13 protein-coding genes are annotated in these 16,057 nt (G+C 44.0%); all 13 read right to left on the bottom strand.

Annotated elements, in window-relative coordinates; translation table 11 throughout:
• Positions 1-31: 31 nt before the first annotated feature.
• Positions 32-949: a UDP-3-O-acyl-N-acetylglucosamine deacetylase gene (gene lpxC / locus M1F14_RS09815; RefSeq protein WP_042845110.1), complete on the bottom strand. Its 918-nt coding sequence runs from the start codon at positions 947-949 to the stop codon at positions 32-34.
• Between the two features lie 100 nt (positions 950-1,049).
• On the bottom strand, positions 1,050-2,207 hold the full coding sequence (ftsZ, locus tag M1F14_RS09810) for a cell division protein FtsZ (RefSeq protein ID WP_042845111.1): 1,158 nt from the start codon (positions 2,205-2,207) through the stop codon (positions 1,050-1,052).
• Positions 2,208-2,267: 60 nt separating this feature from the next.
• Positions 2,268-3,524: a cell division protein FtsA gene (ftsA, locus tag M1F14_RS09805; protein WP_042845112.1), complete on the bottom strand. Its 1,257-nt coding sequence runs from the start codon at positions 3,522-3,524 to the stop codon at positions 2,268-2,270.
• A 29-nt stretch (positions 3,525-3,553) separates the two neighbouring features.
• Positions 3,554-4,360, bottom strand: coding sequence for a cell division protein FtsQ (ftsQ, locus tag M1F14_RS09800; protein WP_042845113.1), 807 nt, complete (start codon positions 4,358-4,360; stop codon positions 3,554-3,556).
• 1 nt (position 4,361) lies between these two features.
• Positions 4,362-5,282 (bottom strand): D-alanine--D-alanine ligase, encoded by a 921-nt coding sequence (locus M1F14_RS09795; RefSeq protein WP_042845114.1) that lies wholly within the window; start codon positions 5,280-5,282, stop codon positions 4,362-4,364.
• A 2-nt stretch (positions 5,283-5,284) separates the two neighbouring features.
• Entirely contained in the window at positions 5,285-6,748 is a 1,464-nt protein-coding gene (gene murC, locus M1F14_RS09790; protein WP_042845115.1) for a UDP-N-acetylmuramate--L-alanine ligase, read from the bottom strand.
• Positions 6,749-6,794: 46 nt separating this feature from the next.
• Entirely contained in the window at positions 6,795-7,868 is a 1,074-nt protein-coding gene (murG, locus tag M1F14_RS09785; RefSeq protein WP_042845116.1) for an undecaprenyldiphospho-muramoylpentapeptide beta-N-acetylglucosaminyltransferase, read from the bottom strand.
• Positions 7,865-9,058: a cell division protein FtsW gene (gene ftsW / locus M1F14_RS09780; protein ID WP_042845117.1), complete on the bottom strand. Its 1,194-nt coding sequence runs from the start codon at positions 9,056-9,058 to the stop codon at positions 7,865-7,867. Before ftsW ends, murG begins: the two co-directional genes overlap by 4 nt.
• Entirely contained in the window at positions 9,058-10,368 is a 1,311-nt protein-coding gene (murD, locus tag M1F14_RS09775) for a UDP-N-acetylmuramoyl-L-alanine--D-glutamate ligase (protein WP_042845118.1), read from the bottom strand. The genes ftsW and murD overlap by 1 nt, the downstream gene beginning before the upstream one ends.
• Position 10,369: 1 nt before the next feature.
• A complete protein-coding gene (gene mraY / locus M1F14_RS09770; protein ID WP_042845119.1) occupies positions 10,370-11,452 on the bottom strand; it encodes a phospho-N-acetylmuramoyl-pentapeptide-transferase in 1,083 nt (360 codons plus the stop codon).
• Positions 11,446-12,810, bottom strand: a complete 1,365-nt coding sequence (gene murF, locus M1F14_RS09765) for a UDP-N-acetylmuramoyl-tripeptide--D-alanyl-D-alanine ligase (RefSeq protein ID WP_048607942.1) — start codon at positions 12,808-12,810, stop codon at positions 11,446-11,448. Before murF ends, mraY begins: the two co-directional genes overlap by 7 nt.
• Positions 12,807-14,294, bottom strand: coding sequence for a UDP-N-acetylmuramoyl-L-alanyl-D-glutamate--2,6-diaminopimelate ligase (gene murE, locus M1F14_RS09760; RefSeq protein ID WP_048607943.1), 1,488 nt, complete (start codon positions 14,292-14,294; stop codon positions 12,807-12,809). The genes murF and murE overlap by 4 nt, the downstream gene beginning before the upstream one ends.
• Positions 14,281-16,047: a peptidoglycan glycosyltransferase FtsI gene (ftsI, locus tag M1F14_RS09755; RefSeq protein WP_181468670.1), complete on the bottom strand. Its 1,767-nt coding sequence runs from the start codon at positions 16,045-16,047 to the stop codon at positions 14,281-14,283. The genes murE and ftsI overlap by 14 nt, the downstream gene beginning before the upstream one ends.
• Positions 16,048-16,057 lie beyond the last annotated feature (10 nt).

Raw genomic sequence — 16,057 nt, 5'->3', positions numbered from 1 at the left:
ATTATTTTCGGTGATAGCCGCATAACCAACGTTATGCGTATACAGCTGAAGGGGCTTTAAATGCCACTGGCAATTGAGCTTCATCTTCAAAGGTAACAAGATCCCAAGCGGACTCTTTCGCTAAAACCGCTTGTAGAAGTTTGTTATTCAGTGCATGACCAGATTTGAACGCAGTAAATGCGCCAATAATGTTATGCCCACACATGAATAAGTCACCTATTGCATCCAACATTTTGTGACGAACGAATTCATCTTCAAAACGTAAGCCATCTTCGTTAAGAACTTTATAGTCATCAACAACGATAGCGCAGTCGAAACTACCGCCTAAGCATAAGCCTTTTGATTGCAGATATTCAATATCACGCATAAAACCAAAAGTACGTGCTCGGCTGATTTGATTAACAAATGATTCCGCAGAGAAATCAAGTGAATAGCGTTGTGTGCTGCTATCAATAGCCGGGTGTTGGAAATCAATAGTGAAATCAAGACTAAACCCATTATAAGGTTTCATCTCTGCCCATTTATCACCATCTTCAACACGTACAGTTTCTTTAATACGCAAAAATTTCTTTGCACAATTTAACTCTTCGATACCGCCATCAAGCAGTAAGAAAACAAATGGTGCTGCACTGCCATCCATAATAGGGATTTCAGGCGCATTGACTTCAATAACAATGTTATCGATACCTAACCCTGCTAAGGCAGCATTCAAATGCTCAACAGTTGAAATACGTACGTTATCTTCGTTGACTAAGCAAGTACATAACATAGTATCGCGAACTGATTTCGCATCTGCCGGAAAATCAACCGGTGGATTAAGGTCAGTACGACGGTAGATGACCCCGGTATTGGCCGGCGCTGGACGTAAAGTAAGCGTAACTTTTTTGCCGGTATGTAAACCGACACCAGTCGCTGTAATTATACGTTTTAATGTCCTTTGTTTGATCATCGTATTTTTCTCGCAATGTTATAAGTCCTACTGATTATCTTACAGGATAACCAGTAGGAAATTTTAGCACAAAAAGCGGAGAAACCAATATAAATTAAAATTAATCGGCCTGCTTACGCAAGAACGCAGGAATATCAAGATAATCTGGTTCTTTATTTGTTTGCGTATTTTGGTCATTAACCGCTTTAGCTGCTGGTTTCTCTTCTGTTAATGAAGACATGCTATTTTGCATTTGCTGATAACGTTGCTCCATTGACGTCTGCTGAGACATCTTATTGCTGACTAAGGTAATTTCTGGACGTTTGTCCATACCAATACCCGTAGCAACAACAGTGACGCGCAGCTCTTCGTGCATTTCTGGGTCTAGAGAAGTACCGATTACTACCGTCGCATTATCAGATGCGAAAGCACGGATAGTATTACCTACCGTCTCAAACTCATCCAAGCGCAGGTCGAAACCAGCGGTGATGTTAACCAACACACCACGCGCACCAGACAGGTCGATATCTTCAAGTAGTGGGCTAGAAATGGCCATTTCAGCCGCTTCTTCTGCTCTATCTTCACCACGAGCGACACCTGAACCCATCATCGCGTAGCCCATTTCTGACATGACTGTACGTACGTCAGCGAAGTCTACGTTCATCAAACCTGGGCGTGTAATCAGTTCAGCGATACCTTGTACTGCACCTTTAAGTACGTCATTTGCCGCACCAAAAGCATCTAGTAACGAGATACCACGACCAAGTACTTTCAATAATTTATCATTTGGGATGGTGATCAGTGAGTCTACGTGTTTTGATAACTCAGTAATCCCCGCTTCTGCAAATGCCATGCGCTTTTTACCTTCAAAATTGAAAGGCTTAGTCACAACAGCAACTGTCAGAATACCCAGTTCTTTGGCTACCTCGGCAACAACTGGAGCAGCCCCAGTTCCTGTACCACCGCCCATACCTGCTGCGATAAAGACCATATCTGCGCCATCTAATGCATTACGCAGAGCTTCACGATCTTCTTCAGCGGCATTACGGCCGACTTCAGGGTTTGCGCCAGCACCCAGACCTTTGGTAATACCTGTACCGATCTGGATAGTTTGTCCAACTGCGGTTTTACGCAGTGCCTGTGCGTCTGTATTGACAGCGAAGAACTCAACGCCTTCAATACGTTCACGCACCATGTGTTCAACGGCATTACCGCCGCCGCCCCCAACGCCGATGACTTTAATCACCGCATCGTTGGTTAGCTCCATTGGTTCAAACATAATGTCTCTCCGTTTTGTGCTTACTACTTTTGAAGCTAATAATATGCTTCTTTATAAAAATTAAAATTCTTTTCTCAGCCAGCTAGTTATTTTACTAAACCACCCGCTCACTGATGCTCGTTTTTCTATTTCGGTATCATCGCCTAAATGGCTTTCTTTACCGTAGTGCAGAAGCCCAACCGCAGTTGAATAGTATGGCTCCTGTGCATAATCCGTTAATCCTGTGATGTTGAGCGGTGTACCAATTCGCACTTGCGTATGGAACACTTTTTGAGCACATTCGACTAAACCATCGATTTGAGCTGCTCCACCAGTCAACACGATACCAGCGGCCAAATGGTGTTTGACACCTTGTTGGCGTAACTGTTCCTGTAAATTTAAAATTTCTTCATTTACTAAGTTTAACAGCTCAGTATACCGTGGCTCGATAACTTCTGCTAAGGTTTGACGCTGTAAACTTCTAGGTGGACGACCACCCACACTAGGCACTTCTACGGTCTCATCTTTACTGACAATCGAACCTACTGCACAACCATGACGCACTTTGATTGCCTCTGCATCTGTTGGCGGTGTTCCGAAAGCATAAGCGATATCACTAGTCACCACATTACCTGCGTATGGAATAACCTTAGTGTGGCGTAAAGCGCCCCCCGTATAAACTGCCATATCCATTGTACCGCCACCAATATCGACGACACAAACGCCTAACTCACGCTCATCTTCAGTTAACACGCTATAGCTTGCAGCAAGACCCGCAAAAATAAGCTGATCGACTTTTAACCCACAACGCTCAACTGCTTTGACTATATTCTTCGCCATATCATTATGGCAGGTGATCAGATGTACTTTGGCTTGCATACGTACACCCGATAACCCAACCGGGTTTTTAATCCCTTCTTGGTAATCTATCGCGAACTCTTGTGGAATTACGTGCAATATTCTGTGTTCATCACGAACACGAACTGATTTTGCAGTATGTACCACACTATCAACATCTTCTTGTGTCACTTCTTCTTCTGAAACTGGCACCATACCAATTTCATTTTGGCAGCTAACATGCTTACCCGATAACGCAAGATATACTGAAGATATTTGGCAATCTGCCATTAATTCGGCCTGATCAATCGCTCTTTGGACACATTTTACCACTGATTCAAGGTCGTTTACGCCACCTTTGTCCATTCCGCGAGATGGACAACTTCCCACCCCAATAATATTAACCATACCATCGGGCAGAATTTCGCCAACAAGGGCTGATACCTTGGAAGTTCCAATTTCAAGGCCTACCACTAATTTTCTGTCCGTTGCTTTAATCATTTCTTCTGCCTAATTAGAGTTATTAGTCATTATTGTAAACTCGGTGGAGCATCGACCAATAGTGGTGCCCAACCCACCGCAGCACCACTGGTATAACGTAAGTCAACATAATCAACTCGTTTATCCGTCGTTTGCTGCAAAAGCGGATAAAGTTCAAGGAACCTGTTTAGCCGCTCTGAAACATCTTTTTTACCCAGTTCAATTCTGACATCGTTGTCTAAAATAATTTGCCATGCATGCCTAGCAGTCATAGAGAGTGACTTTAGCTTTAAGTTATGTGCAGCTAACGTATTCTTAAATACTGCAAATTCTTTAAGAACTTCTTTTTGGCTACCTTGTGGGCCATACAGCAACACATAGTCGCCTTTCCCATTTTCGCTGACCGGTAAACTAAATACCCGCCCCTCTCCATCTACCATGTTTTGATCATTCCACCTTGCAAATGGACGATACTCAACAATGTGAATCTTTAATTCGTCAGGCCATTGTTTGCGCACTGTAACTTGGCGTATCCAAGGCATCATGCTTATTTGATTTTGGATAGCATTGACATCAACTGTCATAAACGTACCCGGTTGCCCTAATGCTAAAATTGCCTTTCTAACATCATCATTTTTGGTGTAATGACGCTCCCCTGTTAGAACCAATTTAGACATTGGTAGCCTATCTGCATCTTTCATCCATGTCGTTACCATCCAACCACTCCAAATGATAGTACTTACAACAATTAGGAAGAAAAATAACCCACCTAAAAATGCACCATTACTTGGCCCTGAACTTGGGTCTTCATCGTTCTTATGGTTATGATGTTTAACGTTTAATGCTGCCTGCGACATATCAACGAGCCAATTTCAAAATTTGCACAACTAACTCAGAAAACCCCATACCTGCTTGACGTGCGGCCATTGGTACTAGGCTATGGCTAGTCATGCCTGGTGAGGTATTCACTTCTAATAAATAGAACTGACCGTCACTATCTTGCATTACATCCACTCGCCCCCAGCCTTCACATCCTACTGTCTGATATGCATTCATTGCTAACTCAGACAACTCAGATTCCGCTTGTTCATCTAAACCACTTGGGCAAAAATATTGCGTTTCATCTGACAGATATTTTGCTTCATAGTCATAAAAAATACCCGGTGGTTGAATACGGATGGACGGTAATGTCTTATCACCTAATATTGCAACCGTAAATTCTGGGCCACTAAGCCATTTTTCTATCAACACTGTATCGTCAAACTGAAATGCCAATTCTAGTGCTGAAGACAATGTCTCTAAACTGTCGACTTTACTCATCCCAACACTGGAACCTTCTAAACTTGGCTTAACAATAAGTGGTAAACCGAGTTGTTGAACCTTTTCGATAACTTGTTCATGGGAAGCTTGGGTATACTGCTGCTGAGTCAAGTATACATACGGAGACACACTTAACCCTGCCCCTTCCCATAATTGTTTTGTTCTTAGCTTGTCCATACTAAGTGCCGAGGCCATTACACCGCTACCAGTATAAGGTAGGTTTAAAAACTCCAATAACCCCTGTAATGTTCCGTCTTCACCGCCACGACCATGTAACGCAATAAATACTTTATCGAAACCTGCATTTCTCAGTGTTTCAACAGGAAAATCTTTGGTATCAATAGGATGAGCATCAATACCTGCTTGACGTAACCCTGTCAGCACAGCACTCCCTGACTGAAGTGAAACCTCACGTTCAGCGGATGTCCCTCCTAATAAAACCGCAACTTTCTCTGCCATATTTATTCCTCAACCATCGGCGGCTGTAATTTCGTTTCCGCTAGGTTTTTTGCTATTTTACCAATATTTCCTGCGCCTTGAACTAAAATTAAATCATTTTCATCAAGAGTTTGAGCTAGGATGTGTGGTATTTGTTCAACGTCGGCAACATAAATAGGATCAATCTGACCGCGACCACGAATTGTTCTACATAATGAGCGGCTATCAGCCCCCGGAACATGCTTCTCACCAGCAGAATACACATCTAACATCAGTAATATATCAACTTGCCCCAGCACATTAACAAAATCATCGTATAAATCACGCGTACGTGTATAGCGATGAGGCTGAAAAATCATAACAATACGTTTATCTGGCCAACCTGCTCTTGCTGCTTTAATGGTGGCGTCAACTTCTGTTGGATGATGACCGTAGTCATCAACTAACATCACTTCGCCTTCCTTACCATTCACATTGCGTAATGCGAAATTACCTAGGAAATCAAAACGACGCCCAGTGCCTTGGAACTCTACCAGCGCAGACAAAATATGTAAGTCATCAATGCCTTCCTCAGTTGCCACAGCAACCGCAGCCGTTGCATTCAATGCATTGTGACGCCCCGGCGCATTAAGTACGACAGTCAGTTCTGGCATCCCTTCACGCGCAATGGTGAAAAAACCTTGATTACCTTTTTGTTCATATTTTGTGATACGCACATCAGCATCTTCACTAAAACCATAAGTCGTTATATAACGACCAATTTTGGGTAATAATGAACGAATTACAGGGTCATCAATACACATGACTGCACGGCCATAAAATGGCAAATTATGTAAGAAGTTAATGAACGTATTGGTTAAATTATCAAAGTCACCTTGATAAGTATCCATATGGTCAGCTTCAATATTCGTGACGACCGCAACTAACGGTTGTAAGTGCAAAAATGAAGCATCGCTTTCATCAGCTTCAGCAATTAAGTAACGGCTACTGCCTAAGCGAGCATGTGTCCCTGCTGATTTAACTAAACCGCCATTCACAAAGGTTGGGTCTAAACCTGCTTGCGCATAAATCCCAGAAATCATTGCTGTCGTTGTTGTTTTGCCATGAGTCCCTGCAACAGCAATACCATGACGATAACGCATTAGTTCAGCTAACATTTCTGCACGGCGAATAACAGGAATACGTAACTCTTTTGCTGCTTGAATTTCAGGGTTCTCACTGGAAATAGCTGTAGAAACTACAACCACACTCGCATTTTCAACATTTTCGGGGCGATGGTTAAAATAAATTGTTGCGCCCAATTCGGTTAACTGTTGAGTCACTGCATTTGGTGCTAAATCAGAACCACTAATTTCATAACCTTCATTTGCCAACACTTCAGCGATACCACCCATGCCGGCACCACCGATGCCAACAAAATGGATGTGCCTAACTCTTCTCATTTCTGGCACTGATATTCTTAATTTCGCTAATTGTTGTGTATTCACTATATTTCTTCGCTTCTAATTAAATCGGTATCAATTATGGCTAAAATTATTTAGCCACTTCGCAAATAACAGCAGCAACGCGTTCCGTTGCATCAGTTATTGCACAATCATGGGCTTTTTGCGCCATCGACAGTAACGTTGCCCTATCCCACTGTTCAAGTAGGTTCGCCACAGCATCAGCCGTAAATTGCGGCTGTTCTAATATTTTAGCGGCCCCTGCTTTTTCTAGCGGCAGTGCATTCCAATATTGCTGGCGGTCTTTATGCTGAAAAGGAACAAAAATGGCAGGTAAACCTGCGGCTGCAACTTCACTTACTGTCAATGCACCTGAGCGGCAAACAACAATATCTGCCCAAGCATAAGCTTGCGCCATATCGTCAATAAATTCAGTAACTTTATACTCGGAATTACCCGAAACTTGCAGGTGTTCATTATACAATGCTTCAGTAGAACCTTTACTACCTTTTCCAGCCTGATGCCAAATATTTAACTGCTTGCTTGTTTTTTCAGCCACTAAAGGCATAACTTGGTTTAAAATTCGCGCCCCTTGGCTACCACCGATAACCAATACACGTATTGCGCCATCTCTACCCGCCAAACGGATTTGTGGGGCCGGTAAAGCTAAAACATCTTCACGGACGGGGTTGCCAACCACAGGTGCATTTGGAAATGCCCCCGGAAAAGCTTGTAATACACGCTTAGCTATTCGAGATAACCATTTATTCGTTAAACCAGCGATGCCATTTTGTTCGTGCAAAACAACCGGAACCCCACACTGCCATGCTGCAATTCCACCCGGACCGGAGACATAGCCCCCCATCCCTAAGACTGCATCGGGTTGATACTGTTTAATAATGGCCTTAGCTTGACGGATCGCTTTGTAAATCCGCCAAGGTGCACCGACCAATGCCGCAATCCCTTTTCCCCTTAAACCCGATATCTGAATAAACTCGATATCAATGCCATGTTTAGGTACTAATGTAGCTTCCATACGATCAGCGGTGCCTAACCAACGAATTTCCCAGCCCTGAGCCTGCAAATAATGCGCCACAGCTAGACCAGGAAAAACATGTCCCCCTGTTCCACCGGCCATGACGAGTAGTTTTTTTGCCTGACTCATTTAACGCTCCTTACAAACGCCTGTGCTTTTTCAAGACGTGTTTCAAAATCAATTCGTAATAATATTGCTATCGCAGCAGCCATAACCAGTAAACTTGAACCACCATAACTAATTAATGGTAATGTTAACCCTTTCGTTGGCAGCATACCGGATGCCGCACCGACGTTGACAAGTGCTTGGAAAGTAAACCAAATCCCAATTGAGCACGCTAAATAACCACCAAACAGTTGATTTGACATTAATGCGCGGCGACCAATCATCATCGCCCTGAATGCCAACATAAATACCATTAGCAGAACCAGTACCACGCCTAAATAACCCAGCTCTTCGGCTAAAACTGAAAAAATAAAATCCGTATGCGCTTCGGGCAAATATTCCAATTTTTGTACTGAATTACCTAACCCCTGACCAAACATTTCCCCACGACCAAAAGCCATCAAGGATTGCGTTAACTGATAACCACTACCAAACGGGTCATCCCATGGGTTTAAGAAAGAGGTAACACGTCGCAAACGATATGGTTCAAACCAAATCAATGCTAATACCCCAACTGCACAAGCAGCGATCCCAATAATAAATGGTGCGAGCCTTGCCCCAGCTAAAAACAATAAACCAAGTGTCGTGACCACTAAAACAATGACGGTTCCTAAATCAGGCTGTAATAACAATAAAGAGGCCATAACGACCAAAATACACATTGGTTTGATAAAACCGAGGAAGCGTGTACGTACCTCGTCTGATTTACGAACTAAATAACTAGATACATAGCAAAATAATGTAAATTTTGAGAGCTCCGCAGGCTGGATTTTTACCAACCCGATATCTATCCAGCGTGATGCACCATTAACCGAGCTGCCTGCGACAAGTACTACAACTAGCATAGCTAATGATGCCATCAGTAATATAAAGTTGTATTTTTCCCAAACTGCCATCGGAATACGCATTACACCTAGCGCTAAAATAAATGCAATGACGATATACACAACATCACGTTTAGCAAAATAGAATGGGTCTTCCGTTAAACGTTGCCCTACGGGCATCGACGCGGATGTCACCATAATGAAACCAACCGCAGCAAGACCGAATGCCAACCATACTAATGTACGGTCGTAAAGCGTTGAGCCTGAAATCACGCCATTTCTTTCACCAATGACCCAGTTTTTGATACGCAATGCACCCGGTATTGTCATTAACCTAACTCCTCGGCTAATTGAGCAAAGACAGCACCGCGCTGCTCAAAACTTTTAAATTGATCCAAACTTGCACAGGCAGGAGATAACAACACCATATCACCGGCTTTTAAATTTGGTGCAATTTGGCGTAAGCTTTGCTCCATGGTTTCTGTCAATACTGATTTTTCCGGCGCCAGCGCCGCCAATGTTTCACCATCGCGACCAAAACAATACAAACGGTAGTTATCCGCAGCAATATAAGGTTTGAGTGATGAAAAATCAGCAGACTTACCATCGCCACCTAATAATAAATACAAAGTGCCTTCAACATGTAACCCATTCAGCGCCGCTTCTGTACTACCAACATTAGTTGCTTTAGAGTCGTTAATCCAACGAACACCATGTTTAAATAGGACCAATTCAAAACGGTGTGCCAGCCCTGCATATTCTTTCAAGACTTGCACACTCGCTTTACGAGGAATATTAACTGCATCCGCCAAGGCTAATGCAGCTAACGCATTGAGGTAATTATGTTGGCCGGTCAGATGCATCTCGTTAACATCCAACAGTTGCTCACCTTTAGCCACTAACACACGTTTTTGGGTATCAAAGAAATAATCACCGTTATTTAAACCAAAACTGATGCATTCATCTTGTGTTAGGTTTTCGGGTAATGTCAGCGCATCTTGCCCATTCACAATGCAGTTTTCAGCTTGATGATAAATTTTCAATTTTGCTGCGCGATACTGCACTAGCCCCAATGGATAGCGATCCATATGGTCTTCACTAATATTCAATACCGTTGCAGCAGCCGCTTTTAAACTGGATGTCGTTTCCAGTTGAAAGCTTGATAGCTCTAAAACATAGAGAGCATGCCCTGCATTCAGTAATGAAAGTGCAGGAATACCTATATTGCCACCAACGCCGACTGAAACCCCGGCGGCTTTTGCCATTTCACCCACAAGTGAGGTAACCGTACTTTTACCATTCGACCCCGTAATAGCCACTATCGGAGCATCGGCTTCACGGCAAAAGAGTTCAATGTCACCCACAATTTCGATGCCGTTTTGTGCAGCTTGCTGCAATTGCGGTGTTGCTAAAGCAATACCAGGGCTTGCAACAATTAAATCCGCTTCTTGTAGCCATGAGTTATTCAAACTACCGCTATGGCACGCCACATTTACAGGAAGTTTATCAACACCGGGCGGTACGGTTCGGGTATCCATCACACGCGGCACAACGCCACGCTCAATGAAAAAATGAACGCAGGATAGGCCTGTTACCCCAAGACCTATAATAACTACATTCTTACCCTGATAATCGACCATGTTAACGCACCTTCAAGGTTGCTAGCCCGATCAGGACTAACATTAACGAAATAATCCAAAAGCGCACGATCACTCGTGGCTCTGGCCAGCCTTTCAATTCATAATGGTGGTGAATTGGTGCCATGCGGAAAATACGTTGACCGCGTAATTTAAACGAACCAACTTGTAAGATCACCGACAGTGTTTCAACCACAAACACACCACCCATAATCACTAATAAAAACTCTTGGCGTAGTAGCACCGCAATGGTACCGAGTGCACCACCTAGCGCTAATGAGCCAACATCGCCCATAAAGACTTGTGCTGGATAGGTGTTAAACCACAAGAAGCCCAAGCCAGCGCCAACAATGGCGGTACACACAATCACCAATTCACCTGCATGAGGTAAAAATGGGATATGCAAATAACCTGCAAAGTTGACGTTACCTGTCGCCCATGCCACTAAAGCAAACCCAGCAGCAACGAAAACAGTCGGCATAATCGCTAAGCCATCTAGGCCATCCGTTAAGTTAACCGCGTTGCTAGTCCCGACAATCACAAAGTAAGTCAATAAAATATACAGCACACCCAGTTGCGGCATAACATCTTTAAAGAATGGAACAACCAACAGTGTTGCTGGTGTGTCTTTACCAATCGCGTACATTGAAAATGCAACGACTAATGCGATAACGGATTGCCAGAAATATTTCCAACGCGCGATTAACCCCCGCGTATCTTTACGAACCACTTTGCGGTAATCATCAACAAAGCCAACAATACCGTAGCCGACTAACACCAGTAATACACACCAAACATACGGATTATCTAAGCGAGCCCATAACAGTGTTGAAACTGTAATTGAGAATAAAATCAATAAGCCGCCCATGGTTGGCGTGCCGCGTTTACTAAAGTGTGACTCAGGCCCTTCACTACGAACGACTTGACCAATTTGCATTTTTTGCAAGTAAGTAATTAGATGTGGACCCATCCATAAAGCAATAGCGAGTGCTGTCAGCAAACCGACAATGGCTCTGAACGTCAAATAAGAAAAGACGTTCAACACGGAAAACTTGTGGACCAACATTTCGGCAAGCCAGACTAACATTCAAAGCACTCCTTTAATGCATTCACTACATCTTCCATCGCGGAGCTGCGTGAACCTTTAACTAAAATGGAAACAACATCATTCTGCTGTGCTAGCGGAATTAGTCGGGACAATAAATCTGTTTTGGTGGTGAAGTGTTCACCGCACTCACTTAATTGGCTGATCAGCTCACTCAGTTCACCAACACTTAATACTTTTTCTAAACCTGCTTGCTTAGCTGCGATACCAACACGTTGGTGACAATCGTGAGCGTAATCGCCTAGCTCGCCCATATCGCCGACAACCAGAATGCGATATCCCGGCATTTGTGCTAGCACATTAATAGCAGCAATCATTGAGCCATCATTTGCATTATAGGTATCATCGAAAACCACTTTATGCTCAGCTAAACTGACAGGGTATAAGCGCCCCGGTACAGCTTGAGTTTTCGCCAAGCCATTTTTAATGTTTTCAAGGCTAGCCCCCACTGAAATGGCTAATGCACTCGCAGCAAGGACATTCGCAATATTATGCATCCCCGGAAGTGGCAATGTGATATCAGCACGCCCCACTGGTGTGTGTAAAACAAAATCCGTTGTCAGTTGCTTAACTTGAATATCTGAAGGGTAAAAATCCACGTTAGCTTCTGGCGCTAATGAATAATACCAAACCGTCTGGCGTGGCTGAAACCGCCATTTATCACTGTAGCTATCAAGATTAACAATCGCAGTGCCTTCTTCTGCCACACCTTGATAAATTTCACCTTTGGCCTTAGCAACCCCTTCAGGTGAACCAAAACCTGCTAAATGCGCCCCAAATAAATTATTCACTAGTGCCGCTTCAGGCTTCACTATATTCGTCGTATAAGCAATCTCATTGGGGTGATTGGCCCCCATTTCTATGACGGCAAAATCGTATTCGTCAGTCAAGCGAAATAACGTTAACGGAACACCAATATCATTATTCAAATTACCCGCGGTATATAGTGTTTTGCCCCGCTCTGACAAAATTGACGCCACCATTTCTTTCACCGACGTCTTGCCAGAAGAGCCCGTTAAGCCAACAACTTTCGCTCGGCTTTGTTGACGTACCCACGCAGCCAGTTGCCCCATAGCAATCCGAGTATCTTTCACGATGACTTGTGGGCAATCCACATTCAGTTTACGTGCTACCAATAAGGCTTTTGCACCCGCCTCAACCACCTGCTGTGCAAAATCATGGGCATCGAAACGCTCACCTTTTAAAGCAATAAACAAGCCGTTTTCTGGAATTTTCCGGCTATCCGTACTCACTGCGGTTAGCTGTAATTGGTTATCTGCCGTGCATTCAATCTGCCCAGCTGTAATTTGTGCTAATTGTGCAAGTGTTAGTGGGATCATGCGATTACCCCCAATAACCTTGCGACCGTTAAGCGGTCTGAATAATCCAATTTTCGCTGGCCGATAATTTGGTAGTCTTCATGGCCTTTACCCGCGATCACAATCACATCATCTGGTGAGGCTTGCAAAATTGTACTGGTCACCGCCTCTGGACGGCCAGGGATAGCTAATGCTCGGCTTGAATCTAACAAACCCGCCATAATGTCATTAATAATGTCAATCGGGTCTTCACTACGAGGGTTATCATCTGTAATGACTATTTTATCAGCCCATTCTTCCGCCGCAGCCCCCATTAGTGGGCGCTTGCCTTTATCACGGTCGCCGCCACAGCCAAACACGCACCAGAGTTGCCCTTTACAGTGTAAACGAGCCGCAGCTAATGCTTTTTCTAAGGCATCAGGTGTATGGGCATAATCAACCACCACTGTCGGTTTGTTAGGTGCACTAAATACTTCCATGCGACCACACACAGGCGATAATGAGGATGTTGTCGCCATCAGTTCGCCCAATGGGTAATCCATCATTAATAAAGTTGCCATCGCCACTAATAAGTTACTGACATTAAAAGCCCCCATTAGTGGGCTTTCGAACACCCCATTCCCCCACGAGGAAGCAAAGTGGATCGTCGCGCCTTTATCATGGTATTCCACCTCTGTCGCAGCTAACCATGGGCCCTGCCAACCATTAGGAATTCGATTTTCCATCGTTACCGCACAGGCCTGAGGTAAACGCTGTAACCATTTCAACCCGACATCATCATCTGCATTAATGATTTGCGATTTTGTATTATGAGTAGAAAATAATAACCATTTTGCGGCTTCGTAATTTTCCATATCACCATGATAATCAAGGTGATCACGGCTTAAGTTGGTAAATACTGCCGCATCAAATTGTAATGCAGCCACACGGCCTTGAATTAAGCCATGTGAAGATACTTCCATCGCGGTTAAACTCGCTTTTTTATTTAATAATTGTGTAAGTTCAAGCTGGATATCAACTGCTGAGCCAGTGGTGTTTTCACTTGGCGTAACCTGCCCTAATAGCCCATTACCCACAGTTCCCATTACGGCACTGGTTTCACCTAAGCCTTTTGCCCACTGCGCAATTAATTGTGTTGTCGTCGTTTTACCGTTTGTCCCAGTAACACCAACTAATTTCATTTTTGTTGATGGATGTTGGTAAAACTCACCAGCAAGTGCCGACAAGCGATTATTAAGGTCATGCAGATAAATAACAGGTACGCCGTGGATAAAACGCACTTCGCCTTCTGCCGCTTCTCCCTGTGCCTCAGCAATAACAGCGGAAACTCCTTGAGCAATTGCTTGAGGAATATAGTGTCGACCATCCGATTGATGACCTTTTATAGCAATGAACAGATCGCCCGAGGCAGCCTTTCGACTGTCTAGTGTCATCTCACGTAGTGAGACTGGAGCTATGCTCACACCAAAAGGTGAGAGAAGATCACAAAGATTACGATCTGCCACTTTTAACCTCTTTTTTGCTATTCACAATTTCGTTTTGTTCGTTCGGTTGTAATGCATCAGGTTCAATATTCATGAGTCGTAAGACCCCGCCCATAATTGAACCAAATATAGGTGCAGATACCGCACCACCATAATATTTGCCTGCACTTGGTTCGTTAATTAACACCACCAATGCATAACGCGGATTACTGGCTGGCGCAACGCCAGCGGCGTAGGCTAGATATTTTTCGACGTAACGCCCTTCAGGACCGACTTTTTTCGCGGTCCCTGTTTTGATTGCAATGCGATAGCCTTTAATGGCTGCACTTGCACCACCACCGCCTGGTAAAGCGACGCTTTCCATCATATGAACCACTGTTCGCATAATCGGCTCGGGAAATACACGAGTCCCTGGAACAGGAGGGTCTACCTTTGTGATAGATAATGGGCGATAAATACCAAAACTACCGATTGTTGCATAGGCCCGCGCAAGCTGTAACGGAGTTACCATTTGCCCGTAGCCAAAAGAAAAGGTGGCCCTTTCAAGATCAGACCACCGTGTTTTTTTACTTGGGAATATGCCACTACTTTCCCCGACTAACCCCAGATTAGTCGGTTTGCCAAACCCAAAGCGGTTATACACATCCACCAGCTCTGTGGCAGGCATCGCTAACGCCAGTTTAGAAACACCAACGTTACTCGACTTCTGTAAAATCCCAGTGATTGTTAACTCTGCATAACGCCCAACGTCTTTAATTTCATGACCGCCAACACGATATGGATAAGTATTTATCACTGAGTTTTCTTTAATAATTTTATTATGCAACGCGCTCATGACGACCATTGGTTTCACGGTCGAACCCGGTTCAAAAATATCGGTAATAGCACGATTACGCATTGCATCCATTGGTGTACCAGCAAGGTTATTAGGGTTGTAGGATGGGCTGTTAGCCATCGCTAAGATTTCCCCTGTATGCACATCCACTAAAATTGCCACACCAGATTCGGCTTTATTTTGTTGAACACCACGAGTTAACTCACGGTATACAATAGACTGAATTCGCTCATCAATACTCAACGTTAAGTTATGAGCTGCTTGGCTATCAACCGATGAGATAGTTTCGATAACGCGTCCATTACGGTCTTTACGCACGGTACGCTCACCCGGCGCCCCTTTTAACCAACGGTCAAAGCTTTTTTCGCCCCCTTCAATCCCTTCACCATCAATATTTGTCACACCAAGCAAATGCGCGGTAACTGGGCCTGATGGGTAATAGCGGCGGGATTCTTTACGTAAATAGATCCCTGGGATTTTTAATTTTTTAACGTAATCACCGATAGATGGATTAACTTGGCGCGCTAAATACACAAAACGGCCTCTTGGATTGGCCGATATTTTGTTGGTAATTTGTTCCAGTGGTATCTCAAGTGCATCAGCGAGTGCTTTCCAGTGCTCATCATTGCTGATCCCCCCTTTTTCAAACACTTCTTTTGGGTCAACCCAAATTGCATTAACAGGCACACTGACGGCGAGTTGGCGCCCTTCTCGGTCGCTAATCATTCCTCTTGAGGTTGCCACTTCTTGCACACGCAAAGAGCGCATGTCGCCTTCTTTTACCAGTTTTTCTGGCGCTATAATTTGTAGATAAGCCACACGCGCCAATAAACCAGCTAACGCTAAGACAATGCATCCACACAGCAAAATAAAACGCCAGCGGATAAAGCTGGTGCTTTCATCTTGTTTCTTATTTTTCGCTGTTTTCGGTGCTTTCATTAGGGACCTT

It is taken from the genome of Providencia sp. PROV003 (assembly GCF_045040775.1).
GTDB classification, from domain to species: domain Bacteria; phylum Pseudomonadota; class Gammaproteobacteria; order Enterobacterales; family Enterobacteriaceae; genus Providencia; species Providencia huashanensis.
The sequence above is the reverse complement of the archived record's forward strand: the minus strand, read 5'-3'. Positions and strand labels throughout refer to the sequence as shown.

Bases quoted from the DNA above. Each gene is read 5' to 3' on its own strand.
- lpxC (WP_042845110.1), bottom strand. From the start codon at position 949: ATGATCAAACAAAGGACATTAAAACGTATAATTACAGCGACTGGTGTC.
- ftsZ (WP_042845111.1), bottom strand. From the start codon at position 2,207: ATGTTTGAACCAATGGAGCTAACCAACGATGCGGTGATTAAAGTCATC.
- ftsA (WP_042845112.1), bottom strand. From the start codon at position 3,524: ATGATTAAAGCAACGGACAGAAAATTAGTGGTAGGCCTTGAAATTGGA.
- ftsQ (WP_042845113.1), bottom strand. From the start codon at position 4,360: ATGTCGCAGGCAGCATTAAACGTTAAACATCATAACCATAAGAACGAT.
- M1F14_RS09795 (WP_042845114.1), bottom strand. From the start codon at position 5,282: ATGGCAGAGAAAGTTGCGGTTTTATTAGGAGGGACATCCGCTGAACGT.
- murG (WP_042845116.1), bottom strand. From the start codon at position 7,868: ATGAGTCAGGCAAAAAAACTACTCGTCATGGCCGGTGGAACAGGGGGA.
- ftsW (WP_042845117.1), bottom strand. From the start codon at position 9,058: ATGACAATACCGGGTGCATTGCGTATCAAAAACTGGGTCATTGGTGAA.
- murD (WP_042845118.1), bottom strand. From the start codon at position 10,368: ATGGTCGATTATCAGGGTAAGAATGTAGTTATTATAGGTCTTGGGGTA.
- mraY (WP_042845119.1), bottom strand. From the start codon at position 11,452: ATGTTAGTCTGGCTTGCCGAAATGTTGGTCCACAAGTTTTCCGTGTTG.
- murF (WP_048607942.1), bottom strand. From the start codon at position 12,810: ATGATCCCACTAACACTTGCACAATTAGCACAAATTACAGCTGGGCAG.
- ftsI (WP_181468670.1), bottom strand. From the start codon at position 16,047: ATGAAAGCACCGAAAACAGCGAAAAATAAGAAACAAGATGAAAGCACC.